Origin of the sequence: Streptomyces aurantiacus JA 4570 (assembly GCF_000414115.1) — a bacterium.
Taxonomy (GTDB): Bacteria; Actinomycetota; Actinomycetes; order Streptomycetales; family Streptomycetaceae; genus Streptomyces; species Streptomyces aurantiacus_A.
In genome coordinates, this window is sequence record NZ_AOPZ01000048.1 from 14,193 (window position 1) to 38,392 (window position 24,200).

19 protein-coding genes and 2 pseudogenes are annotated in these 24,200 nt (G+C 74.7%); 10 read left to right on the forward strand and 11 right to left on the reverse strand.

All coding sequences use genetic code 11. The annotated features are described in order from the left end of the window. Positions 1-67: 67 nt before the first annotated feature. A complete protein-coding gene (locus STRAU_RS05970; protein ID WP_016639348.1) occupies positions 68-2,647 on the reverse strand; it encodes a polynucleotide kinase-phosphatase in 2,580 nt (859 codons plus the stop codon). After that, positions 2,644-4,197: a 3' terminal RNA ribose 2'-O-methyltransferase Hen1 gene (locus STRAU_RS05975; RefSeq protein ID WP_016639349.1), complete on the reverse strand. Its 1,554-nt coding sequence runs from the start codon at positions 4,195-4,197 to the stop codon at positions 2,644-2,646. Before STRAU_RS05975 ends, STRAU_RS05970 begins: the two co-directional genes overlap by 4 nt. Before the next feature lie 500 nt (positions 4,198-4,697). Here STRAU_RS05975 and STRAU_RS05980 point away from each other — a divergent pair, with 500 nt between their 5' ends. Beyond that, positions 4,698-6,164 carry a hypothetical protein gene (locus STRAU_RS05980; protein ID WP_037657793.1) on the forward strand — a complete coding sequence of 489 codons (1,467 nt, stop codon included), beginning with the start codon at positions 4,698-4,700 and terminating at the stop codon, positions 6,162-6,164. Between the two features lie 142 nt (positions 6,165-6,306). Further along, complete coding sequence (locus tag STRAU_RS05985; RefSeq protein ID WP_259299833.1) at positions 6,307-6,606, forward strand: hypothetical protein; 300 nt, start codon at positions 6,307-6,309, stop codon at positions 6,604-6,606. A 109-nt stretch (positions 6,607-6,715) separates the two neighbouring features. Here STRAU_RS05985 and STRAU_RS05990 read toward each other — a convergent pair whose 3' ends face one another. Continuing rightward, the gene (locus tag STRAU_RS05990) at positions 6,716-7,639 is read right to left on the reverse strand and encodes an LLM class F420-dependent oxidoreductase (protein WP_016639352.1); all 924 of its coding nucleotides are present in this window, start codon (positions 7,637-7,639) and stop codon (positions 6,716-6,718) included. Positions 7,640-7,902: 263 nt separating this feature from the next. Here STRAU_RS05990 and STRAU_RS05995 point away from each other — a divergent pair, with 263 nt between their 5' ends. Then, a complete protein-coding gene (locus tag STRAU_RS05995; protein ID WP_037657795.1) occupies positions 7,903-8,151 on the forward strand; it encodes a hypothetical protein in 249 nt (82 codons plus the stop codon). Positions 8,152-8,308: 157 nt separating this feature from the next. Here STRAU_RS05995 and STRAU_RS06000 read toward each other — a convergent pair whose 3' ends face one another. The 4 genes and pseudogenes from STRAU_RS06000 to STRAU_RS06015 all read right to left on the reverse strand — a co-directional run bounded on the left by STRAU_RS06000 (position 8,309) and on the right by STRAU_RS06015 (position 11,209). Next, positions 8,309-8,806, reverse strand: a complete 498-nt coding sequence (locus tag STRAU_RS06000) for a DUF6099 family protein (protein ID WP_016639354.1) — start codon at positions 8,804-8,806, stop codon at positions 8,309-8,311. A 296-nt stretch (positions 8,807-9,102) separates the two neighbouring features. Further along, on the reverse strand, positions 9,103-9,426 hold the full coding sequence (locus STRAU_RS06005; protein ID WP_016639355.1) for a nucleotide pyrophosphohydrolase: 324 nt from the start codon (positions 9,424-9,426) through the stop codon (positions 9,103-9,105). A 78-nt stretch (positions 9,427-9,504) separates the two neighbouring features. Beyond that, positions 9,505-10,699: pseudogene (locus STRAU_RS06010) on the reverse strand (AAA family ATPase). A gap of 126 nt (positions 10,700-10,825) precedes the next feature. Beyond that, positions 10,826-11,209 carry a cell division protein SepF gene (locus STRAU_RS06015; RefSeq protein WP_016639357.1) on the reverse strand — a complete coding sequence of 128 codons (384 nt, stop codon included), beginning with the start codon at positions 11,207-11,209 and terminating at the stop codon, positions 10,826-10,828. A gap of 197 nt (positions 11,210-11,406) precedes the next feature. Here STRAU_RS06015 and STRAU_RS06020 point away from each other — a divergent pair, with 197 nt between their 5' ends. The 6 genes from STRAU_RS06020 (at position 11,407) to STRAU_RS06045 (ending at position 17,090) form a co-directional block, all read left to right on the forward strand. Further along, positions 11,407-11,673, forward strand: a complete 267-nt coding sequence (locus STRAU_RS06020) for a hypothetical protein (RefSeq protein WP_037657797.1) — start codon at positions 11,407-11,409, stop codon at positions 11,671-11,673. A gap of 86 nt (positions 11,674-11,759) precedes the next feature. After that, positions 11,760-14,066, forward strand: coding sequence for a heavy metal translocating P-type ATPase (locus tag STRAU_RS06025; protein WP_052028973.1), 2,307 nt, complete (start codon positions 11,760-11,762; stop codon positions 14,064-14,066). Beyond that, complete coding sequence (locus STRAU_RS06030; protein WP_259299834.1) at positions 14,059-14,583, forward strand: copper chaperone PCu(A)C; 525 nt, start codon at positions 14,059-14,061, stop codon at positions 14,581-14,583. The genes STRAU_RS06025 and STRAU_RS06030 overlap by 8 nt, the downstream gene beginning before the upstream one ends. A gap of 123 nt (positions 14,584-14,706) precedes the next feature. Further along, positions 14,707-15,345: a metal ABC transporter ATP-binding protein gene (locus tag STRAU_RS06035; protein ID WP_037657799.1), complete on the forward strand. Its 639-nt coding sequence runs from the start codon at positions 14,707-14,709 to the stop codon at positions 15,343-15,345. 105 nt (positions 15,346-15,450) lie between these two features. Further along, on the forward strand, positions 15,451-16,323 hold the full coding sequence (locus tag STRAU_RS06040; RefSeq protein ID WP_016639363.1) for a metal ABC transporter permease: 873 nt from the start codon (positions 15,451-15,453) through the stop codon (positions 16,321-16,323). Further along, positions 16,278-17,090 (forward strand): metal ABC transporter solute-binding protein, Zn/Mn family, encoded by an 813-nt coding sequence (locus tag STRAU_RS06045; RefSeq protein WP_016639364.1) that lies wholly within the window; start codon positions 16,278-16,280, stop codon positions 17,088-17,090. Before STRAU_RS06040 ends, STRAU_RS06045 begins: the two co-directional genes overlap by 46 nt. Positions 17,091-17,194: 104 nt before the next feature. On the opposite strand, the gene STRAU_RS06050 is transcribed toward STRAU_RS06045, so the two are convergent. After that, a complete protein-coding gene (locus STRAU_RS06050) occupies positions 17,195-18,901 on the reverse strand; it encodes a class I adenylate-forming enzyme family protein (protein WP_016639365.1) in 1,707 nt (568 codons plus the stop codon). 138 nt (positions 18,902-19,039) lie between these two features. After that, positions 19,040-20,977 (reverse strand): CoA transferase, encoded by a 1,938-nt coding sequence (locus tag STRAU_RS06055; RefSeq protein WP_016639366.1) that lies wholly within the window; start codon positions 20,975-20,977, stop codon positions 19,040-19,042. A gap of 151 nt (positions 20,978-21,128) precedes the next feature. Between STRAU_RS06055 and STRAU_RS06060 the strand changes: the two genes are divergently transcribed. After that, on the forward strand, positions 21,129-22,349 hold the full coding sequence (locus tag STRAU_RS06060; RefSeq protein ID WP_016639367.1) for an acyl-CoA dehydrogenase family protein: 1,221 nt from the start codon (positions 21,129-21,131) through the stop codon (positions 22,347-22,349). 18 nt (positions 22,350-22,367) lie between these two features. Here STRAU_RS06060 and STRAU_RS44410 read toward each other — a convergent pair whose 3' ends face one another. Both STRAU_RS44410 and STRAU_RS06070 read right to left on the reverse strand, forming a co-directional pair. Continuing rightward, positions 22,368-22,814, reverse strand: a complete 447-nt coding sequence (locus STRAU_RS44410; protein WP_310592222.1) for a hypothetical protein — start codon at positions 22,812-22,814, stop codon at positions 22,368-22,370. Positions 22,815-23,851: 1,037 nt separating this feature from the next. Beyond that, a pseudogene (locus tag STRAU_RS06070) lies at positions 23,852-24,200 on the reverse strand (MFS transporter); the annotation flags it as partial.

A 24,200-nucleotide genomic window follows, 5' to 3' on the forward strand; every position in this document is an offset into this window, starting at 1 on the left:
CCCCGCCAGGCGGTTCCGGGCGTCCCGCCAGGCAGGACAGGGACGCCCGAAACACGCCATACGCGCCTCAAAGACGCGGATCCACCGGTTCCGACTCCAGCGCGAGCACCGCGAACACCGCCTCGTGCACCCGCCACAGCGGCTCCCCGTCCGCGAGCCGGTCGAGGGCCTCCAGGCCGAGCGCGTACTCACGGACGGCCAGCGAGCGCTTGTGGCCGAGGAAGCGGCCGCGCAGCTTCTCCAGGTTCTCCGGGCGGGTGTACTCCGGGCCGTAGATGATCCGCAGGTACTCGCGGCCCCGGCATTTGATGCCGGGCTGCACCAGGCGCCCCTTGCCGTCGCGCACCAGGGCCTCGACCGGCTTGACGACCATGCCCTCGCCGCCGCGCCCCGTCATCTCCAGCCACCAGTCGACGCCGGCGCGCACCGACTCCTCGTCGCCGGTGTCGACGTACAGGCGCCGCGTGGTGCGCAGCAGGCCCGTGCCGTCGTGCTCCACCATGCGGTCGATCAGGGCCAGTTGCTCGTCGTGCGGCACGGCGGCGAGGCTCCTGCCCTGGGCCGCGAGGATCTGGAACGGCGCGAGGTGCACGCCGTCGAGCCCGTCGGTCGGCCAGCAGTAGCGGCGGTAGGCGTCGGTGAACGCGGCGGCGTCGGCGGCGCGTTCCCGCTGCTTGTCGAGCAGGGGACGGACGTCGACGCCGCGGGCCGTGGCGGCCTCCAGGGCGGTGAGGGCGCCCGGGAAGACCGCGCGGGAGGCGGCCCCCACGGCGGCGTACTGCGTGCGCAGCAGCCCCGACGCCTTCAGCGACCAGGGCAGCAGCTCGGCGTCGAGCAGCAGCCAGTCGCTCTCCAGCTCCGCCCAGAGCCCGGCCGCGCCGACGGCGTCCCGCACCCGGCCGAGCACCTGCTCGGTGAGCGCCGGGTCGTCGAGGAAGGGGCGTCCGGTGCGGGTGTAGAGCGCGCCGGTCGGGCCGTCGGCGCCCTCGGCGGCGCCGCCCACTCCGAACCGCTCACGCGCGACGTCCGCGTTCCGGCACACCAGGGCCACCGCGCGCGACCCCATGTGCTTCTCCTCGCACACGACGCGTGCGACGCCGTCGGCCGCGTACTGCGCGAATGCCTCCGCCGGGTGCTCCAAGTAGCCTTCCCGCTGCGAGGTGGCGGTCGGCGCCATCGTCGGCGGCAGGTACGGCAGCAGGCGCGGGTCGCCCGCGAAGCGGCTCATGACCTCCAGGGCCGCCGCCGCGTTCTCCTCGCGCACCGTCACGCGCCCGGCGTACCGGGTCTCCACGACGCGGCGGCCGTGCACGTCACCGAGGTCCAGCGGCCGGCCGTCGTGGCCGCCGGGGGCATCCGTGCGCAGCGGCTTCACCGGTTCGTACCAGACGCGCTCCGCCGGTACGTCGACGAGCTCGCGCTCCGGCCAGCGCAGCGCGGTGAGCTTGCCGCCGAAGACGGCGCCGGTGTCCAGGCAGATGGTGTTGTTCAGCCAGGTCGCCGTCGGCACCGGGGTGTGGCCGTAGACGACGGCGGCCTTGCCGCGGTAGTCCTCGGCCCACGGGTAGCGCACGGGCAGGCCGAACTCGTCGGTCTCGCCGGTGGTGTCGCCGTACAGCGCGTGCGAGCGCACCCGGCCCGAGGTGCGGCCGTGGTACTTCTCGGGCAGGCCCGCGTGGCACACCACGAGCCGGCCGCCGTCGAGGACGTAGTGGCTGACGAGCCCGTCCAGGAACTCCCGCACCCGCTCCCGGAATTCCGGGTCCCGGGCGTCCTCCGCCTCGAACTGCTCGACGGTCTCGGCCAGGCCGTGGGTGAGCTGGACGCCGCGGCCCTTGAGGTGGCGGCCGAGCTTGTTCTCGTGGTTGCCCGGTACGCACAGGGCGGTGCCGTCGGCGACCATGCTCATGACGCGGCGCAGGACGCCGGGGCTGTCCGGGCCGCGGTCGACGAGGTCGCCGACGAACACGGCCGTGCGGCCCTCGGGGTGGGCGCCGTCGACGTAGCCGAGCTTGCCGAGCAGCGTCTCCAGCTCGCGGGCGCAGCCGTGGATGTCGCCGATGATGTCGAAGGGGCCGGTGAGGTGGGTGAGGTCGTTGAAGCGCTTCTCGGTGACGACCTCGGCGGCCTCGATCTCCGCGACGCCCCGCAGGACGTGCACCTTGCGGAACCCTTCGCGCTCCAGGTGCCGGAGCGAACGCCGCAGTTCGCGCTGGTGGCGCTGGATGACGCGGCGCGGTATCCCGGCCCGGTCGGCGCGCGCGGCGTTCCGCTCGGCGCAGACCTCCTCGGGGACGTCGAGCACGATGGCGATGGGCAGCACGTCGTGCCGCCGCGCCAGCTCGATGAGCTGCTTGCGGCTGTCGGACTGCACGCTGGTCGCGTCGACGACGGTGCGGCGGCCCGCGGCGAGGCGCTTGCCCGCGATGTAGTTCAGCACGTCGAAGGCGTCGCGGCTCGCGCTCTGGTCGTTCTCGTCGTCGGCGACGAGGCCCCGGCAGAAGTCGCTGGACAGCACTTCGGTGGGCTTGAAGTGGCGCCGCGCGAAAGTGGACTTACCCGCTCCGGTCGCGCCGACGAGGACGACGAGGGAGAGGTCGGTGACGGCGAGGGAGCGGCCGCGGGTGGTGCTGTCGGTTTCCGTCATGCTGCCTTCGCCTCCTTGGCGCTCCGGTCGTCCCGGGTCCGGGTCCGGGTCGGGGTGCTGGTCTCGGCCTGGGTGAACACCGCCATCTGTGTGGGCGGCCCCACCTCGGGGTCGTCGGGCCCCACGGGCACGAACTCGACGGTGTACCCGTGCTGCCGGGCGACCCCGTCGGCCCACGCCCGGAACTCCGCGCGGTTCCACTCGAAGCGGTGGTCGCCGTGCCGGACGTGTCCGGCGGGGAGCGATTCCCAGCGGACGTTGTACTCGACGTTCGGCGTGGTCACGAGCACGGTGCGCGGGCGTGCCGAGCCGAACACCGCGTACTCGAGCGCGGGCAGCCGCTCCGGGTCGACGTGCTCGATCACCTCGCTGAGCACCGCCGCGTCGTATCCCTTGAGTCGCTTGTCGGTGTACGCGAGTGAGCTCTGGAAGAGCGACACGCGCTCCGCCCGGCGCTCGCCCATGCGCTCCAGCTTCAGCCGGCGCGCGGCGACGGTGAGCGCGCGCATCGACACGTCGACGCCCACGATCTCCTTGTACCGCGTGTCCTTGAGCAGCGCCTGCACCAACTGGCCCTGGCCGCAGCCCAGATCGAGCACGCGGGCGGCGCCCGCCTCGCCGAGCGCGGCGAGGATCGCCTCACGGCGCCGCACGGCGAGCGACACCGGCTTGCCGTCCCGCGCGTCCGCGCCGCCGTCGGCGGCCGCATCGTCGCTCCGCTCCGCCTCGGGGCCCTCGTCGGCGACGGCGTTGTCGATGTCCTCGACCGCCGTGTCGTCGGCGTCCGCGAGCCGGACGAGTTCGAGCCGCTCCATCGCCTCGCGCGTCAGCGACCAGCGGCGCGCCAGATAGCGGCTGGTGATCAGCTTCTGCTCGGGGTGGTCCGCGAGCCAGCCGTCACCGGCCCGCAGCAGCTTGTCGACCTCGTCGGCCGAGACCCAGTAGTGCTTGGCGTCGTCGAGCACCGGCAGGAGCACGTACAGGTGGCGCAGCGCCTCGCCGAGGGTCAGCACCCCGTCCGCCGCGTCGAGTACGAGACGTACGTACCGCGAATCGCCCCACTCCGGGAAGCGTTCGTCGAGCGGCACCGGCTCGGCCGCGACCGTCCAGCCCAGCGGCTCGAACAGCGCCCGCACCAGGTCGGGGCCGCCGCGCGCGGGCAGCGCGGGCACCTCGACGCGCAGCGGCAGCGGCTGCGCGGCCCGCTCGGGCAGGGCCTTGCAGACGCCGCGCAGCGCGCTGGAGAACACCCCGCTCAGGGCGACGGCGAGCAGCGAGGACGCGGCGTACGGCCGGTCGTTCACGTACTGCGCGAGGGCCGCGTCCGGGGCGCCGCCGCGGCCCTTGCCCCGCCGCACCAGTGCCACGGGGTCCACTTCGAGCAGCAGCGCCGCCGTGCAGCACGCGTCGCTCGCCTCGGGGTAGAAGACGTGCGCCTGCCCGTAGGACGTGGAGAACGCCTGCGCCTTGCCGGGATGCTTGTGCAGCAGGAACCCGAGGTCGGTCGCGGGGCGTTCTGGGGTGCCGGTGGTGGTGATCGTCAGGAACACAGTGGGTATGCCTCGAAACGCATTCTGGGCTGCGGATACTTACCCGGCCGTCGGTCGTCGGCGGTCGGTCGCGACGCACGTCGCGTGCGGGCGCGTGTGCTGAAGGGCGGTGGGGCGTGCCGACACCGCGACGCGGCCCTCTCGCCGCGCCCCGCTCCCCCCGGCGCACCTGCACAAACGTACAGCGAACGCTCTGAACGCACGCAAGATTTTCCGCTCCGCGGGCACGCGCGATTGGACCGATCGATGGTCGGCGCATTGGTCCTGCCCACCGGGCTCTTCTGCCACGAGGGTGAGCGTGTGCGAGCGGCGGCGGTACCTCTCGGCATCTGTACGAAGCCGCAAGCGTCACATCTCACCACGGAAACAAGTACGCCGACAGGACTGCAAGTAGCTGCCACGACTGTGGGGATGAAGCATGTCGGCCATCACTCTGTGTCGATGGCCGGACCGAGGCCGAACGGCCAGAGCTGTGTTTGACGGGATGACAGGGTGGGCGCATGAAGTCTCGGACCTCCCGGCCGGTCCTCACCCTCTGCACCCGGCCCGTCCTCGCCCTCTGCGCCGCGCTTGTCGCACTCAGCGCGTGCGACGGTGACGGAGGCGGCCCGGAGCCGTCGGCCTCTGCCGCTGCGTCGGTGCCCGGCGCGCCTGCCGAGGGCCGCGCGCCGAGGGCCGGGGAGGGCTCGAACGACCCCGACGACATCAACGGAGACGGCTACACCGACCTCCTGGTGCCGATGCCCGCCGATACGGACCAGGCCGGCGGCGGTGAGCGGATCGGCGTGTTCTACGGTTCGGCCAGAGGACTCGACCCCGCCACGCGCACCGTCTACGGGGGGCGCGAGCTGGGACTGCCGGAACCGATGCAGGGGTCAAGAGGGTCCGGCGCAGACTCGATCGCCGGAGGAGACGTTGTCACCGGAGGTACGGTGCTGACCGCCGATCTGGACGGCGACGGCTTCCCGGACTTCGTCACGGAGACCGTGGGCGAGTGGTACGGCAACATCAACGCTCCGCATATGACCTCCTACATCTCCTGGGGCGGCCCCGGCGGGCCCCGGGCGGGGGCCGAGGCCACACCGGTGCGCCTGCCGGGGAGCGCGGTGTCGGGCCTATCGCGCGTGGTGCGGGGAGACTTCGACGGGGACGGGCACCATGACCTCGCCGGGCTGGCTCAGAACCGGTCGGCCACCGTGCTCTTGTACGGCCCGTTCAAGCGCTCCGGCGCACCGGCCCGCACCGACACGCGCCTGCCATGGAAGGAGGGCCGGCTCGTCGCGGACGACATCGACCCGTCCGGCAAGCCCCGCGCGACCTCCCTGCTGATCCACCACCAGCAGTACGGCGGCGAACAGACGCCAAGCACCTTCTTCCAGGCCCGCCGCGGCCGCGGCCTCTCGGCCGACGGCAAGGAGTTGCGCCCCGGCAACGCCCAAGCCTTCGGCGACTTCGACGGTGACGGACTGCGCGACACAGCCGTCGGCGACGACGGCAACCGCCGCGTCGACTTCGGCCATGCGAGCGAGGCGCCAGAGGTCGCCGGATCGCTCGCCGTATATCCCGGCAGCGGTGGCACGCCAGTCACCCGTCGACTGCCCCTGACGCCCATCGACGTCGACACCTCTTACGGATCCGGCGGGTACGCGGCCGCCGACCCGGACGGCGACGGCCGCGACGCCATCCTGGTCCCCACTCACGAGAACGCCACCCTCATCGATGGCGAGAAGCACACCGAAGTCCTGCGCCAAGGGCCTGACAGGCCGCACACACCAGAGGAGCTGCGGCACGCCCGGCCTGCCGGTGCCGCCGACTTCAACGCCGACGGCAAGGACGAACTGATCTTGCACTGGGCCACCGGCATCTCCTACGGCCTCTACGGTGACCACCCCACGCACTGGTGGATCACGGACGGCACGACCTCTCGGGACCAGGCGTCCTTCACGACGATCGGCCTCGTGCACTAGACCCAGTTCGTCGCCCGGGCCTGGCGCCCACTTACCCCGGCCCCTGCCCGGCCTTACGCCCCCTTAGAATGATCATGCACACGCTCTGCCGTGTCCGCAGCCATCTCGTTCGCCCGTCAGGGCATCTCTGGGGGAGACTTCCTTGAAGCTCACTGTGTCCCGCCGCGTCGCGGCCACATCCATCGCGGCCGCGTTCCTCGCCGGCGGCCTCGCCACCGCCGCACCCGCCTCCGCCGCCGGCAACTACAGCTGCAGCGGCTGGAACGTGAAGGTCAACCGCTGGACCGCGAACTGCAACGTGAAGAGCGGCCAGGCCCGCGCCGTCACCGAATGCAGCAACGGCAAGACCATCTACGGCAAGTGGGTGGGCCGGGGCAAGTGGAAGTTCGGCGGCGACTGCGGCAGGTACTTCATCGTCTCCCACGGCACCGACGGCCGCTGAGCGCTCCGCTGGTAGTGCCGCGACGGGCCGAAATCCGTCTGCGGCCCCGTCGTGGCCGGTCGGGCCCGCCGATGCGTCGGCGGGCCCGGGGCCGCAGGACCGCGGTGCGTTACGGCAGTTGCGACTGCACCTGTGCCGAGATCAGCTCCAGGTGGTCCAGGTCGGCCAGGTCCAGGCACTGGAGGTAGACGCGGCTCGCGCCGATCTCCGCGTAGCGACCGATCTTGTCGACGACCTCCGCCGGGGAGCCCGCGAGGCCGTTGGCCTTCAGCTCCTCCACCTCACGGCCGATGACCGCCGCACGGCGCGCCACCTCGGCGTCGTCCTTGCCGACGCAGGCCACCAGCGCGTTGGAGTACACCAGGTCGTCCGGCTTGCGGCCGGCCTGCTCGGCGGCGTCCCGCACCCGGCCGAACTGCCGCTCGCTGTCCTCCACCGAGGCGAACGGGATGTTGAACTCGTCCGCGTACTGCGCCGCAAGACGCGGCGTGCGCGTCGCGCCGTGCCCGCCGATCAGCACCGGCACCTTGGCCTGCGCCGGCTTGGGCAGCGCGGGCGAGTCGGTGAGCTGGTAGTACGCGCCGTCGTGGGAGAACGTGCGGCCCGGCTCCGTCGCCCACAGCCCGGTGACGATCGCGAGCTGCTCCTCCAGACGCGCGAACTTCTCCTTCGGGAACGGGATGCCGTACGCCTTGTGCTCCTCCTCGAACCAGCCCGCGCCAAGACCCAGTTCGACCCGGCCGCCCGACATCTGGTCGACCTGCGCCACCTGGATGGCGAGCACGCCCGGCAGCCGGAACGTGCCTGCCGTCATCAGCGTGCCGAGCCGGATCCGCTTCGTCTCCCGGGCCAGCCCTGCCAGCGTGATCCAGGCATCCGTGGGCCCCGGCAGGCCGTCGACCGACCCCATGCGCAGATAGTGGTCGGAGCGGAAGAAGGCGTCGAAGCCCAGGTCCTCGGTGGCCTTGGCGACCGTGAGCAGCGTGTCGTAAGTGGCCCCCTGCTGGGGCTCGGTGAAGATGCGAAGATCCATGCCTCCATCCTGCACGCTCGAACGCCCGTCAACCTTCCCGGTCCCGCCGGTCCGCCGCCGCCCCGGTCGGGTGAAATCCGTCAACCCGGCGGCCGGGGCGGGCCCGCCCCAGTGACTGTGCCGCTCGGGTGATCGTTGGCTCGGCGGAGCCGGACCGCCCGGCACCCGCGCCGGCGGCCGCTGCCGGGGCGACCCTTGCACCAACTGCCTTGTCCGGCCGGGGCCGCTCCCGGTCCGGCGGGGCGCGGGCCGAGGAGGCCGTCATGTCCCAGGAAGCCGTGCCCGAGCAGGCGCACGACCCGTTCGCGCCGGATCAGGGCCGCGACGAGGTCGTGCCCGAGCAGGCTCGCGCGCACGCACCGGCCGCCGAGCAGCCGGGCCCGCCCAAGGGTCTGCTGCAGCAGATGGAGGAGCTGATGGCCGCGCTCAACGCGGATCTGACCCAACTGGACGCGGACCTCCAGCAGTCCACCGCCAGCCGCCCGCCGGGCGAGCAGCCGGACCCCGCCTGACGGCGCGACTCCGGCGCGCCACCGGGCCGCCGCCCCCTCGACGCCGAGGCCCGCCCCTGGCGTCGGGGGCGCCGCCCTGGCCTACAACCACGTGCCGTGAACCGGCCTCCGCCACGGGGGCTCCGCCCCCGAACCCCCGCCCCCGAACCCCCGCTCCTCAAACGCCGGAGGGGCTGTTCTGGTCCCCTCTCCCCCTGTCCAAGGCGCCCCCGCCAGAACGCGCCGCGAGTCTGCGGAGCATTTCCAGGACGCGGTCCCTGGACTCGTCGGCGGCGTCGATGGCCTCCATGCACTGCCAGTACACCCCCTCGTCGTCGGCGCCCATGGCCACCGTGACCAGGGCGATGCCCACTTCGCCCAGGAGGGCGCCGAGGCCGAGCAGGGTGTCGTGGGCGTCGCCTATCCCGGTGAGGCCCGCCGCGCGTATCTCCTCCGCCTCGGACGGCGGGTGGGGCAGGACCGCGCAGCCCCGGCCGCTCAGCTCGCTGAGGCCCAGCGCCTCGCCCCGTAATTCCGGCGGGCCCGCGACAGCGAGGCGGCTGCCGATGGCCTGCGCCAGGGCCTGGGACTGCCACACCTCCGCCACGATGGCCGCGGGCTCCTGACTCCGCGCCAGGGCGCACCTGCTCGCCTCGATGAGCCGCATCGCATCCATGCGCCGTCCCCATTCATCCCGCGCCCACACACGGCACGTACACCCGAACTCCCTTATCCACTACCCACAGTGAGCGCCTTCAGGACGAAAAGCCAGAGGAAGCCTGAAATCTGTGGACAAAAAATCGACAGTGGACAATGCATCCACTCCGGAGAGTGACGATGAGGTGTCTTTGGGGGGCTTTCGGCATGTCCAACGGGCGGTGACGCCCGCGGACTCGCGGGACAGGTGGGCCGGGCGCCGGTTCCGCGCCGCCCGAGCCGGGCCCGGGCGACGCCCGCGCTCCGCCGGGCGCGCTACGGCGCCGGAAAGCGGTGCTCGTTCCTGTCGATCTTCGCGGCGAGCGCCTCCAGCGGGTCGATGCCGAGCACTTCGCAGAACTGGAGGAGATAGGCGAGGACATCGGCGACCTCGTCCGTGACGCGGTGCGCCGAGTCCGGTTCGTCCATCACCCGCGCCGACTCCTCCGGCGTGAGCCACTGGAAGATCTCCACGAGTTCGGCGGCCTCCACGCTGAGCGCGGCGGCGAGGTTCTTGGGCGTGTGGAAGGGCTCCCAGTGCCGCGCGGCCGCGAACTCGGCCAGCCTGCGCTGCAGTCCCGCTACGTCATGATCTGTCACGGGCCCCAGTCAACTACATCCCGTCGACCGCATCCGTCGGCCGCTCCCCTCGACTCCCGCCCCACCGCGTCCCCCCGGCTATCGCCCGGCGCCTCCCGGCCTGCCGAGGTCCACCACCGTCACGCCGTCCGCCGTCGCGGCCCACGTCGCGTCGGCCACGGCGCCGATCAGGCGCAGGTGCCCGCGCCCGCACATGCGCGTCGCGAGATCCGCGAGCGCCCGCTTCTGGCGCTGGTCCAGGCAGCGGTCGAAGCCGTCGGCGAGGACCGTGAGGCTCTGGTACGCCTCAGGGACCTCCGCCACCGGGTCGACCTCGAGCACCCGCGGCCCGGTGAGCAGCACCAGGGCGAGCGCGAGATAGCGCAGTTCGCCGTCGCCGAGCCGGCCGACGCAGGTGCGCACCCCGTCGCCGCGGTCGAGCAGCGCGCGCAGCGAGCCGTCGCGCGTCTCCGCGGCGAGCACGTCGGCGATCGGGCCCGCGCACCCGGCGCGCAGCGCGGTCACCAGCTGGGAGTGGCGGTTGCCGCACTCGGCGCGGGTGCGCCACAGCACCTCCGCGAGGTTGTCGCAGCCGCCGAGGAGACGGCCCCCGCCGATCAGGCCGGGCGGCACCGGATCGCGCATGCGGCCGGGCCGCGGGTCGCAGGCGAACACCGACCGCAGCGCGACGACGACCTGTTCGGCGGCGGCGAGCACGAGCCGCCGGGAGCCGCTGTCCGTCGGTCTTGCCCGCGACGCGCAGCGGGAGCAGCGCCGTGCCGAGCCGGTCGTCGGGCAGCGGCGCGCGGGTCACGGGCGCGGCGCCCGCGGTGTGCCAGGCGGCCTGCACGGCGCGCCGTCCGGGATCGCGCAGCGCGGTCTCAAGGAGGGTGAGCCCGTCGCGCGTCAACCGCTCGCCCGCGATGCGCAGTTCCGGCTCCGCCTGTACGGCGACGTCGAGCCGGACGGGCCCCGCGGGGCCGTCGACCGTGCAGCCGATGCGGAAGCCGCGGCGCGCCTGCCCGTCGGCCCGCGCGCGCTCGGGCACGCAGCGGGTGGGCTGCGGGAACACATCGATCAGCTCGGCTCCCGCGCCGAGCAGCGCCAGCGCCTCGTACGCCCGCAGCGCGCTCGTCTTGCCGCTGCCGCTGGGACCCGTGAACAGGGTGAGCGGGCCGAGCGGAAAGACGGCGCCGCGATGCCCCGCGAAGGCGGAAAGACGCAGTTCGGTGACGCGTGGCTTGGCCCGGGACAACGGATTCTGCGCGAGCGCACGGCGGGAGTGCACAGTCATGAACGGAAGCTATGGGCCGGTGGATCAGCCGAACCGTTTTGCCCGTACGACCTTCGCACGATTGAGGGATCACTGATCAATGCGCCGCCCGGGGCGGCTGGTTGGGCTAGGAGGCGAGCGGCGACTCTAGATGCCGGTCGCGGCCTCCACCAGGCCCTGTACCTCGGTGTCCGGCGGGGACAGCAGGAAGACGTTCTTCTCCACGCGGTGCATGCCGCAGCCGAGGCCGAAGACCACGCCGCTGCTGAAGTCCAGGACCCGCTTGGCGACTTCGGTCTCGGCGCCGGACAGGTCCAGCAGGACCGGGGTCTGCGACATCAGGTTCTCGGCGACCTCGCGGGCGTCGGCGAAGATGTTCACGCGGGTCACGACGAACCGGCGCCGCGCCTCCGTCTCGGCGTCGGGCAGCGCGCGGTGGCCGGGCCACGACGGCCATTCGTTGCGGCCGCGCAGCGGTACGACCTGGGCGAGCCCTTCCCACTGTTCGTCGGTGGCTTCGTGGCTGGTCACAGAGCAACCCCGTCCTGGCTCGTCCTCAACGTCTGCACCAGGCAATTCTTGCGCAACTCACCCGATCGGCCCAACCACGACACGGCCGGATGGGATGTCTCACACCCGCCGGGGAACTCCCCGGCCGCCGCGCGCGACCACCTGACCGGTGCGGTCCTTCCGCTGCCCGCGCCGCCGGATCAGCCACGGGAGCGTCGATGCCAGACGAGCTTTCATCCCTTTCGGGTACGCCGAGTTCTTCGCGTACGAAGGGACGTCCGGGCAGGGCGTGGCGGCCTCCGCCCGCGCTGCTCGGGTTCCTCGTGCTGCTCGTCGTCGTCTTCGCCGTCGCCTACCAAGTCGGCTCGTCCGTCGGGCCCGTGGCGCCGGGGATGCGGTCCTCGACCCCGGACTCGGGCACGGACGGCGGGACGGGCGGCGACCAGGACGGCGGTACGCACGGCGGCCACGGGGGGCACGGCTAGTGGGCGCCGAATCCACGACCGCGCCGGCCGCACCCACCGCGGCCGCCGCGCCGGAGTCCGTCACCACCGACCTGATCGTCGGCGGCATGACCTGCGCGGCCTGTGTGAACCGGGTCGAGAAGAAGCTGGGCAGGCTGGACGGCGTCAGCGCGACGGTGAACCTCGCCACCGGACGCGCCCGGGTGCGCCACCCCCTGGGCACGGCGGCGGACGAGCTCGTCGCCGTCGTCGTACGCGCCGGATACACCGCCGAACTGCCCCCGCCGCCGGACCCGGAACCGCGAGCGGGAGAGGCGCCCGGGGGTACGGGCGAGGAGGCCGCGCGCGCCGACGAGGCGCGGGCCGAGCGCCAACGGCTGCTGGTCACCGCGCTGCTCTCGCTGCCCGTGCTCGTCCTGTCGATGGTGCCTGACTGGCAGTTCCGCAACTGGCAGTGGCTCTGCTTCGTGCTGACGGCGCCGGTGGCGGTGTGGGGCGCGTGGCCCTTCCACCGGCGGGCGCTCGCCGGGCTGCGGCACGCCGCCGCGACCATGGACACCCTCGTGTCGCTCGGGGTGGCCGCGTCCTTCTCCTGGTCGGCGTACGCGCTGTTCCTCGGCGGGGCGGGCGAGCCGGGGATGCGGATGCCGTTCGAGGTGCTGCCGTCGGCGGGCGGCGGCGCGCACCACGTGTATCTGGAGGCGGCGGTCGGGGTACCGCTGTCCGTGCTCGCCGGGCGCTTCCTGGAGTCGCGGGCCCGGCGCGGCACCGGTGCGGCCCTGCGGTCGCTCGCGTCGCTGGCCGTCAAGGATGTCGCCGTACGGGACGCGGGCGGCGGCGAGCGGCGGGTCCCCGTGGGGCAGTTGCGGGTGGGGCAGCAGTTCATCGCCCGGCCCGGGGAGCGGGTGGCCACCGACGGTGTGGTGGTGTCCGGGAACTCCGCGCTCGACCTGTCGCTGGTCACCGGCGAGAGCGAGCCCGTGGAGGCGGGCCCCGGCCAGGAAGTCGTCGGCGGGGCCGTCAACGCGAGCGGGCTGCTTGTGGTGCGCGCGACAGCGGTCGGCGCGGACACCCAACTCGCGCGCATCACACGGATGGTGACGGAGGCCCAGGCGGGCAAGGCGCGCGCCCAGCGGCTCGCGGACGCCGCGGCGGGTGTGTTCGTTCCCGTGGTCCTGACGCTCGCCGTCACCGTCCTCGGGTTCTGGCTGGGTGCCGGGGCCGACCCGCAGGGCGCGGTCACCGCGGCCGTGGCGGTCCTTGTCGTCGCGTGCCCGTGCGCCCTCGGGCTCGCCACGCCCACCGCGCTGCTCGCCGCCACCGGCCGCGGCGCCCAGCTCGGCGTACTCGTCGGCGGGCCGCGCGCCTTGGAGACGCTGCGCCGAGTCGACACGGTGGTCCTCGACAAGACCGGCACGCTGACGACGGGCCACATGACGGTCACCGACGTCACCGCCGCCCCCGGCGGACTCGGCCGCGAGGCGGCGCTGCGGCTCGCCGGGGCGGTGGAGCGGGGCTCGGAGCATCCGCTGGGGCGCGCCCTGACGGCGTACGCCCGCGGGGCCGAGCCGGAGGCGGAACTGCCTCCGGTGAGCGACTTCCGCGCGACGCCGGGTTGGGGCGTGCGGGGGACGGTCGAGGGGCACCGGGTGGAGGTGTGCTCCCCCGGCACCGCGCACTCCGGCACCAAGCATGCGCAGGGCGTCCCCGAACGGCCGTTGCTCTCCGAGGAGTTGGCCACCGCGCTCGCCGACGCCGAGGCGGCCGCGCGGACCGTCGTCCTCGTGCGGGTCGACGGCGTCGTCGAGGCCGTCGTGGCTGTCGGGGACGTGCTGCGGGCCGGGAGCTATCGCGCCGTCGACCGGCTGCGGCGGCTCGGCGTGGAGCCCGTCCTCGCCACCGGGGACCGTCCGGCGGTCGCGCACGCGGTGGCCGCCGAGCTGGGGATCGGCGAGGTGTACGCGGGCTGCACGCCCGAGGACAAGGCCGAGTTGGTGGAGCGGCTGCGGGGCGCGGGGCGCCGGGTCGCGGTGCTCGGCGACGGCGTGAACGACGCGGCCGCGCTCGCCCGCGCCGACCTGGGCATCGCCATGGGCTGCGGCAGCGACGCGGCGATCGGCGCGGCCGACGTGACGCTGGTCGCCGGGGACATCGGCGCGGCCGCCGTCGCCGTACGCCTCGCCCGCCGCACCCTGGCCACCATCCGCGCCAATCTGGTCTGGGCGTTCGGCTACAACGCCCTCGCCGTGCCGCTCGCCGCGGTCGGCCGCCTCGGCCCGATGACGGCGGCCGTCGCGATGTCGTTGAGTTCCCTGCTGGTCGTCGGGAACAGCCTGCGGCTGCGTACGTGGGAGCCGGTGCCGCGCAGTGCGGCGCGGGCTCGTGGCGCGCGAGGGGGGTCCTTCGGTGCGTAGGCGTGAGGTGCACGAGGAAGGCGGCGGGACCGCCCTGCACGCGCGCGTGCGTGCCGCGTTGCCCGGTGTGCTGGCCCCCGTCCTCGCCTGCGCGTTGGCGCTGTGCGGCCTGTCGGCCTGGGTCGCCGCCGGGGCCGCGGGCGGGCCCGCGCGGATAGCCGTCGCGGACGGACGGGTGTTCCTGGCGTACGGCGGCAAGGCGGAGACCGCGGCGTTCTTCCGCATCACCAACAGCGGGGAGTCGGGCGACGAGTTGCTGTCTGTCAGTTCACCCGACGCCGACGACGTCATGCTCAGCCGGACCGTGGAGCGGGCCGGGAACGTGGAGTCGATGCGGATGGTGCAATCGGCGGCCGTGCCCGCGCGGTCCGTGGTGCGGATGACGCCCGAGGGCCTGGACGTGATGCTGCGGCCCACGAGGCCGCTGCGGCTCGGTGACGAGGTGCCGTTCGTGCTGCGCTTCCGGCACGCCGGCGCGGTGGCGGTGCGGGCGGAGGTGGTCAGGCCCGGGAGCTGAGCCGCGTCCGCGTGGCACGCGTACGGGATCCGTCGTCCGCGTACGGGAACTTCCCGCGCCGTCCGTCCGACTACTGCCGCACAAGGCGGAGGCCGGAGGCCGGGAGAGGAGCACGGACGGCGGATGGGTGGTCTGGACGTACACATGCGGGGCGTGACCTGCGGGCACGGGCGCGTGGTCGCCGTCGACGGCGTGGACCTGGAGGTCGCCGCGGGCGAGCGCGTGGCGCTGACCGGGACGAACGGCTCCGGCAAGTCCACGCTGCTGCGGGCGGTCCTCGGGCTGCACCGGCAGACGGCGGGCACCGTCCTCGTCGGCGGCCGCGGCACCGCGTCCGCGGCGGACCGGGTGTGGCGGCGGCGTGCCTGCGCGTGGGTGCCGCAGAAGCCCGCGGCCGGCCGGTTCCCGCTGCTCGCGGGCGAGTTGCTGGACTCCGGCGGCGCGCCCGTGCAGGCCGCGGAGGCGGCGCGCGCCCTGGGTGTGGGCGCGCTGCGGCGGCAGCCCCTGGGCACGCTGTCCGGGGGCCAGTTGCAGCGGATGTATCTGGCCCGCGCCATCGGCTGCGTCGCCGCCGGGGCCGGGGTGCTGCTGGCCGACGAGCCCACCGCCGCGCTCGACTTCGCGGGGCAGGAGGAGGCCGCCGAGGCGCTCATGGCGCTGCCGGTCACGCTTGTGGTCGTCACCCACGATCGTGCGCTCGCCGAGCGCTGCGACCGCGTGCTGGACATGGCTGCGGGGCGGCTGCGGGAGGTGGCGCGGTGAGGCCCTGCGGGGAGCTCCCCGCTGCCGCAGGAATGCAGCCCCTCCGGCGTTTGAGGAGCGGGGTCCGGGGCGCGGGGTCCGGGGCGGAGCCCCGGGGGTGCGGCGATGACCGTTCTCGCCACGGCCGACCTCGGCCTGATGCTCCAGCTCGTGCCCGTGCAGCGCGCCGGATTCGCGCTGCTGCTCGCCTCCGTCGGCCTGCCGATCGTGGGCGTGGTGATCGTCGGGCTCGACATCATGCCGGTGCGGTTCGCGATGATGCACGTCGCGCTCCTCGGCATCGCCGTGGGACTGCTCACGGGCCTCGACCCGATGCTGTGCGCGCTCGTGGCCTGCGCCCTCGCCGGGGCGGGCGTCGCGCCGCTGGCCCGCACGCCCGCCGGGCTCTCCGGGGCGATGGGGCTCCTGATGAGCATGGCCATCGCGGCGGCCCTGCTCGTGCTCTCCGTCTCCGGGGTCAACGCCTCCGGCGCGTTCGCGCTGCTGTGGGGGTCGATCCTGTCCGTCGGCAGCGCGGACATCGTCGTGGTCGGGGTGCTCGCCGTCGTCGTACCGGCGCTGTTCTGGTGGCGGCGCCGCGACCTGGCGCTGCTGCTGTACGACCGTGAACTCGCCCAGTGCTCGGGCGTACGCGTCGGCCCGCTCACCGTCGTCCTGCTCGTCCTGGTCGCCGTCGCCGTGGCGGGCGCGATCAAGCTGACCGGGGCGCTGCTCGTGGACGCGCTCACCCTGCTGCCCGCGCTCGCCGCGCGCCGTCTCGGCAAGCGGCTCACCACCATCGCGCTGTGGGCCGTGGCCATCGGCGTCGCCGTCAACGTCACGGGCTTCCTCATCGCCCTCTGGCTGGACTGGCCGCCCGGGCCCGTCCTCGTCCTGACCGCGGGGGCCGTCGTCCTCGCCGTCCATCTCATCCCCGAACGGAGCATCACCTCATGTCCACCCCCCGCATCCGCCGCCGCGTCACCCTCGTCGCACTGAGCGCCGCGCTCGCCCTGACGGCCGCCGGCTGCGGTGACGACGACAAGTCCGACGGCTCCGGCAGCGGCTCCGGCGGCAAGAAGGGCGGGCCCGTCGTCGTCGCGACCACCACGTGGGAGGGCGCCTTCGCCAAGGCCGCGGGCGCCGAGGACGTCACCGTCCTGGTCCCGCCGTCCACGCACCACGCCCCCGACTACGACCCCAAGCCGTCCGACCTCGCCGCCGTCGCGAAGGCCGACTTCGTGCTGTACGCGCCGTTCGAGCCGTACGCCGACAAGATCAAGGACGCGGCGGGCTCCGACGCCGAGCTGGTGAAGGTGAACCTCGACAACGACGCCGGGAAGGTGCGCGGCGAAGTGGCCCGGCTCGGCGGCCTGTTCGGCACGAAGGACGCGGCCGCGCGCTGGACCAAGACCTTCGACCGCGAGTACGCCAAGCTCTCCAAGGACCTCAAGGCGGCCTGGCCCGGCGGCAGGAGCCCGGCCGTCGTCAGCCAGGTGTTCACCACGTGGTCGGCGCGGATGGCCGGAGCGCGGACCGTCGGCACGTACGGACCGGAGGCCGTGACCGCCTCCCAGCTCGCCCGCCTGTCCGCGAAGAAGCCCGCGTTCGTGCTGGACAACGCGCACATGTCCACCGGGAAGGTGCTGCCCGACTCCGGTGCCGAACAGGTGAAGATCGTCAACTACCCCGGGAAGGACCTGGAGTTGATGTCGGTGTACGAGGACGCGGCGGCGCAGTTGAAGAAGGCGATGAAGAGCTCCTGAGAGCCTGCCTTTGAACCCCGGGGCCCGGCAGCCACTGCCGTCCCCGGGGCCCCGCGGTCGCCTCGGGGGCGCAGGCCCAGGCCCGCGCCCCGTCAGGGGAAAAGTCAGGCGCGTGCGACCCGCTCCCGCAGCGCCGCGCGGTCCGGCTTCCCCGCCGGGGTCAGCGGGAACTCGTCGACGACCAGCAGCCGTTCGGGGTGCTTGGCGCGGTCGAGGCCGCGTGCGGTGAGGTGCGGGCCCAGGTCGTCCAGGGTGGGCGCGGCGGAGCCGGCGGCGCGGGACACCGGCACGACGCAGGCCGCGAGCCGCTCCCCCATCACCGGGTCCGGTACGCCGACGCACACCACGTCACGTATCAACGGGTGGGAGCTCAGCTCCCGTTCGACCTCCGCGGGGCTGATGTTGGCGCCGCCGCGGATCACCACGTCCTTGAGGCGGCCGACGACGTGCAGGACGCCGTCCTCGTCGAGCAGCCCGAGATCACCGGTGCGGACCCAGCCGTCGGGGGTGCGGTAGCGGGCGTCGAGTTCGGGGGCGCCGACATAGCAGAGCGGTGTCATCGGGCCGCGCGCGACGATCTCGCCGACGGTGCCGTCCGGCAGGGGCTCGTGGGTGGTGGGGTCCGCCACGCGGATGTCGGCGACGCGCGGGTCGGGGCGGCCCGCGACGATGCCGTGGCCGTCGGTGCTCTCCGGGTCCGGCCTGGTGTCGAGGCCCGTATGGCAGTTGACGCCGTCGGCGGAGCCGTACAGGTTCACGACGGAACAGCCGAAGGCGTGGCGCGCCTCGGCGGCCGTGGTGGCGTCGAGCGGGGAGCCGCCGAGGACGAGGGCCGTCGGCGCGGGCAGCTTGCCCGCCCCTTCCTGGTCCTGCTCCCGTTCCTGCTCCAGGCGGTCGAGCATCATGCGGGCCATGGTGGGGACGCCGAGGACGTGGGTGGGTTCGTGCTCCCGGACGGCGGCGATCGCGGCTTCCGGCGTGAAGTGGTCGAGCAGCACGAGGGTGCCGCCGTGCCGGGCGAGCGTGACGGCCGTGCCGTTGGAGCCGAAGGCGGAGGCGAGCGGGACGAGGAAGAGACAGCGCGGCGGGGTCGCCGGATCCGGCATCAGCGAGGCGAAGAAGTTGCCGCGCCCGCCGGCGAGGGCATTGTGGGAGTACGCGACCATCTTCGGCTCGGCCTCGGAGCCGGAGGAGACGAGGATGCGGGCGGGGCCGTCGGGGTCGGGGCGGGCGGCGACGAACGCGGACGGGTCGCTGCGGCGCAGCAACTCCCCGAAGGAGACGGCCCCTTCGGGGGCGGGGCCGGGGCCCACGGCTATGACGTGCCGGACGGTCGGCTGTCCGACGGCGGGATCGGTGGCCGCCGCTGACGCCACGGACTCGGTGAGCGCCGCCGCGGGATGGGTGCCGCGGTGCTCCGTGGCGGCGATGACGGCCACGGCCTCCGCGCGGCGCAGCAGGCTCGTGGCCTCGGCGGCGCCCCGGCCCACGGGGAAGGGCAGCGCGACCGCGCCGATCGCGGCGAGCGCGAGGTCGGCGATCACGGCGTTCCGGTTGTTGGGCAGTTGGACGCCGACGACGTCGCCCGCCCCGATGCCGAGCTGTCTGAGCCCGACGGCCAGACATCGGACCTTGCGGTCGAGTGCCGTGTAGCAGAGCTTGCCCTTGGCGTCGATGACGGCGGTGCGGTGCAGGTCGCTGATCTGCCGTGCCCGGAACAGGCTGTAGAGGTCGAGATCGGGGCAGGTCCCGTCGACCGCCCAGGCACGGCGGAGGGAGACGGGGAGCAGGTCGTGCAGGGGGTGGGGCATGAGGGCTCCTGACGTGTTCGGGGTGGGAGGGAGCGCGCGGGGGCCGGGCTCGGGGCATGCCGAGGAGCCGGGCGTACCGGGGAGGGCGGCGGGTGACCGGCGCGGCGGATGTGGCCGGTCAGTGAGCGCGGACGGGGCTCATGTGAACGTCCATGGGTCCGGGACCGTCGGGGCGCCGTGGGCGTCCCGGCCGATCGTGGCGGCGAAGCGCGGGTCGGTGTGCAGGGACGCGAGGTCCGTGGTGACCGGAGTCGCCGTCAGGCCGTGGGAGCGGAGCAGGGTCAGCGCCTCCGGTGTGGGCAGCGCGCTCACGTCGTACGCCGCCGCCGCGGCCGCGCAGGCGTCGGTAGGGGCGAGCCAGCCGTCGGCGGTGCGCAGGGGGCGGCGGAAACCGGCGGGCGGGCGGGGTTCGGCGCCCCGGGCGGCGCGGGCGGCGCGGCGCAGGGCGGGGGCCAGGAGGGTGTCGGCGGCGCCGAGGAGGGAGGAGTCCGCGCGGACGCCGAGGCCGCCGTTGCGCTCGCGCAGGAGCAGCCCGGCGAGGACGGCTTCGGCACCGAGGAGGCCGCCGAGTACGTCGAGGAGGGTCATCAGGGAGGGCGCGGGCGGCTCGTCGGCGGGGCGCACCGCCTCGCCGACGGCCGTGCGGGCCTGCACCATGAAGTCCGTGCCCATGGGGGCGTCGTCGAGCCGGTCGGCCCAGCCGCTGGTGTACGCGTACACCAGGCCGGGGTTGACGGCGGCGAGGTCGGCGGCGTCCAGGCCGAGCTGGGCGGCCTTGCCGGGGGCCCAGTTGTGCAGGAACACGTCGGCGTCGGCGACGAGTTCGCGCAGGCGGCGGCGTCCGGAGGGTGCCTTGATGTCGGCCTCGACGGCGCGCTTGCCGCGGTTGAGGGCGAGCCAGCGGGCCGAGACTCCGTCGCAGGCGGGCGGCATGCCGCGCAGCGGGTCGCCGCCCGGCGGCTCGACGCGTACGACGTCGGCGCCGAGGAGGCGCAGCAGGTGGGCGGCCAGCGGGGCCTGGATGCGGCGGCCCGCCTCCAGGACGGTCATCCCGGCCAACGGGAGTTCTGGTGTGGGGAGTTGGCCGGGCCGCTTCCCCGGCGGGGCGGCCGGGCTGAGGCGGGCCAGGGACCAGGGGGCCGCGCCGTCGTACTCGGCGGCGCGCGCGGCGAGCGTACGCAGGGCGCACACTTCGGCGCCGGACGCGGCGGCGGCCTCCTGGATACGGGTCCAGCGGTGGCCGCGGGCCGTGGTGTGCAGGGCGTCGGGGAAGGGGGCGCAGGCGGTGGCGTACCGGAACTGGAAGGGGCGCCAGCCGCCGCGTATCGCCTCGGCCGGGGCGTCGAGGGCGCGCCAGAACGCGGCCCAGGCGCCGGGGTCGAGGGTCTCCAGTTCGAAGAGGGTGCCGTCGGCGGAGGTGAACGGGGGTCCGCCCGGGGCGAGTTCGGCGGCCTCGCCCTCGTCGGCGCCGGTCGCGGCGAGGTACTGGGACACGGCGAGCAGCCCCGCGCGGGCGGCGCTGGTCCGCACGCGACCCGCCGCGCGCGCCTCGCCGCCGCGCGCCTGCGCGAGGAGCTGGGCCAGCAGGCCCTGAACGGCGAGGACGCCCGCGGCGGTGGCGGCGTAGTCGGCACCGAGCCCGCGCGGAGCGCCGTCACGGCGGCCGTGCACGGCCATGATGCCGGTGGCGGCTTGGACGGTGGGTTCGTCGCGGACGGTGGGTTCGTCGTGGTCGGCGAGTGCGTCGTGGACGGCGAGTGCGTCGTGGACGGCGGGTGTGGCCTCCGCCGCCCCGGTGGCCACCGCGTCGCGCGACGCCCCGCCCTCGGGACCCGTTTCGGGCTCCGCCCAGAGCACCTCGGCCGTCACCGGCTCGAACCCGGCCCCGGCGAGGGCGACATGGGCTCCGGACGCGTCGGGGGTCCTGTCCTCCGGTGTGCCGTGCGTCTCGGCGCCGAGCAGGCGCAGATGTTCGGTGACGACCCGCGTCAGCCCGGGCGGTCCTGCGATGTCGCAGCGGAGTCCTTCCAGGGGCCGGGCGGTGGTCTGTGCGGTGGTGAGGGGTGGTGACGTCATGTCGGTCGTGTCTCCTCTCCCGGCGCGGGGCAAGGCCCGCCGGGGTCGTTCCGAACGCGGGAACCCGAGGCCGTCGGCAGCCGACCAGTTCCCTGGAGAGACAGTCGGGCGCCCGGGCCCGCGGGTTCCCGGTGAACTGGAGGAAGAAGCGGTGGCAGAGTCCGCAGAGCTGACCGAAGAGCCGACCGAAGAGTTGACCGAGCGGCATGGAGGCACGGGCGAGGCGCCCCCCGAGCTTCCCGGTCTCGCCGACCGGGTCGCCGCCTTCGTGGCCGAGCACGTCATCCCCCACGAGAACGTGCTGGACGCGGGCGGCCCGCCGGCCGACGCCGTGCTGCGGGAGGTGCGGGCGCGGGCGCGGCGGGAGGGGCTGTGGGCGCTGCCGTTGCCCGCCGAACTGGGCGGGCAGGGGCTCTGCCTGGAGCGGTACGCCGCGTTCGCGGAGGCCGAGGGCGCCAGCGACCACGGGCCCGCCGCCCTCGGCTCCGCGCCCCTGCTCGACGTACTGATGCTGCGCCGGCACGGCACCGCGCGCGTCCGCGAGGCGTACCTCACCGGGCTCGTCGCCGGCGACCTCCGCACCTGCTACGCCATGACCGAACCCGACGTACCGGGCACCGACCCCTTCCTCACCGCCACCCGCGCCACCCGCGAGCCGGACGGGAGTTGGCGGCTCACCGGCCGCAAGTGGTTCACGTCGGGGGCGGGCGGCGCCGACCTCGTCACGGTGCTCGCCCGCACCGACGGCGCGCCGCCCGACCGCGACGGCCTGACCCTCTTCCTCGTGCCCACCGCGTCCCCGGGCTTCCGCCTCGTACGCGAACTGCCCGTCCTGGGCGCGAGCGGGCAGTGGGAGATCGCGTTCGACGGCGTGCGCGTGCCCGCCGACCATCTCGTGGGCGGGCGCGGCGGCGCGCTCGCCGTCGCCGGGGAGCGGCTGCAGCTCGGCCGGACGCTGCGCTGTCTGCGCTGGCTCGGGCAGGCGCAGCGGGCCTTCGACCTGATGGCCGCCCGCGCCGTCGCCCGCACGGGGTCGCGGGGCCCGCTCGCCTCCCACCAGCTCGTGCAGCGCCATGTGTTCGAGTCGCTGCTCGCGCTGCGTACGACGCGTCCGCTGGTGCGCGAGGCGGTGGCGCGGCTCGCCGCGGGCGAGGACGCGCACGTCGAGGTGGGCCTCGCGAAGGTCGCGGCCGCGCGCACGCTCCAGCAGGTCGTGGACGCGGCGATCCAGGTCCACGGCGCGGCCGGGCTCGGCCCGGACACGGCGCTGCCCGCGCTCCTTCGGACCGGGCGCGCGGCCCGGATCCTCGACGGGCCGGACGAGTCGCACATCACGTCGGTGGCGCGGCGGGTGCTGCGCGGGTACGCGTAGCGCGTCATGCCGTTGCCGTCATACGTCGCGCGGGTCCACGTCGCCCGTGAGGACGGCCAGGCCGAGCGCCAGGAAGAAATCACCCCAGATCAGCTCGTGTTGGACGGCCGTCGCGGTGGGGGCGTCGTGGCAGCCGTCGAGGAGCATGCCGGCGGGGCGGGCGGGGCCGGGGTCGGCGGTCGTGCCGGTGGTGGCGGTGCCGGTGCCGCTCAGGTGCGCGCAGACCAGGCGGTGCAGGATCGCCTCCGCGCGGCGGGCACAGTCCTCGGCGCCGGGCAGGGCGGCGAGCTTGAGCAGGGCGACGGCGGTGATGGCGGCGGCGGAGGTGTCCAGGGGGCCGTCGGGGCGGTCTTCGTCGGCGGGCGGGACCAAGGGGGGTGCCGCGGGGGCGGCGGTCGGATCCGCGTACACCGCGCCGTCCGCGGGCCGTGCCGCGGTGAGTGGTGCTCCCAGTCGTCTCGCCACCGCGTGCAGGTGGTCGGGGTCTCCGACGGCTCCGTGGGGGTGTACGAGTGCGTCCGCGACGGCGAGCAGGAGCCAGGCGCGGCCGCGGCTCCAGCCGGGGGCCGGTTCGGCGAGGGGGGGGGGCCGGTTCGGCGAGGGGGCGCCAGCCGGTGGCGGGGGTGTGTTCCCAGGCGGGGGCGAGGCGGGGCGTTGCTCCGACGCAGAGGTCCAGGTGGCGGTGCAGGTGCGAGGCGGCGGCCGCCCTGCCCCGCGGGCCCGCGGAGGCGAGGAGCGGCACCAGGCCCGGCACGGCGTCCGCGCGAGCGAGCAGGCGGGGGCCGCCGAACGCCGAGCCCCAGGGGACCAGGCCGAGTTCGGGGTCGAGCGCGGTGAGGCAGGTGCGGGCGGCGTGGGCGCGGAGGGTGGTGGCCGCTGCGGAGTCGGGGGCGAGCGCGGTGCCGTACCAGAGGATCAGGCCGCGGGTCGCGGTGTCCGCCTCGGCCCAGCCGGCAAGGCGCGCGGTGCATGCCTCGGCGGCCGCCCGGTCCGCTCGCTCGCCCGTGTGCCGGGCACGCAGCCACAGCAGCCCCGCCCAGAAGCCGCCCGTCCACGCCCCGCGCCGGGTCGTCGTCCACGCCCCGGTGCCGGGTGCGGCTGACAACGGAAACCGCACACCGACCTCGTCCCGGGTCACGACCACACGCCCGAGCACGGCGTCGAGGGCGGGCCCGGCCCAGTCGCGGCCGTGTCGGCGCGATCCCGCTGCGGGGCCGGGCCGGTCGCCCGGAGGACCGGGCTGGTCGTCTGATCCGGCCCACTGCGCCGCAGGACAAGCCCCATCCCCAGCCGGGCGGGCACCACCCACCGCCGTACCGGCCAACTCACCCGTGACACCGGCCCGAGACACCTCCGCACCAAGCCCGCCGCCCGGAGAGCCCAGCCGGTCACCTGCGGACCCGGCCCAACGCACTGCGGGGCGAGCCCCATCCGCAGCGGCGCGGGTGTCATCCGTCTCGCGGTCCGTGCCCGGTCTCCTCCCCCACGTCGGCTCGCTCACGTCACCCATCCCGCTCCCCACCATCCGCCCCCGCGCGCCGCCGCTCCCGTATCGCCCATGCCAGTGCCACCCCGCAGGCCGCCGCGCACTCCGTCGCCACCAGGATCCAGCCCCAGCCGTAGCGGCCCGCTGCCGCCAGGAGGCCGAACAGGGGTGGTCCGAGGGCGAAGCCCGCGAAGAAGCCCGCGGCGACCAGGGCCGAGTCCTGGCCCGCGCGGCCCGGCGCCGCCCGCTGCATCACCAGGACCATGGAGACCGCGTTGGCCGACACCGCGAACACGCCCACGGCCACCGCCGCCACCCACACCAGCGGGCCCACCGCCGCCGCCCCGGCGAGCAGCAGCGCCGCC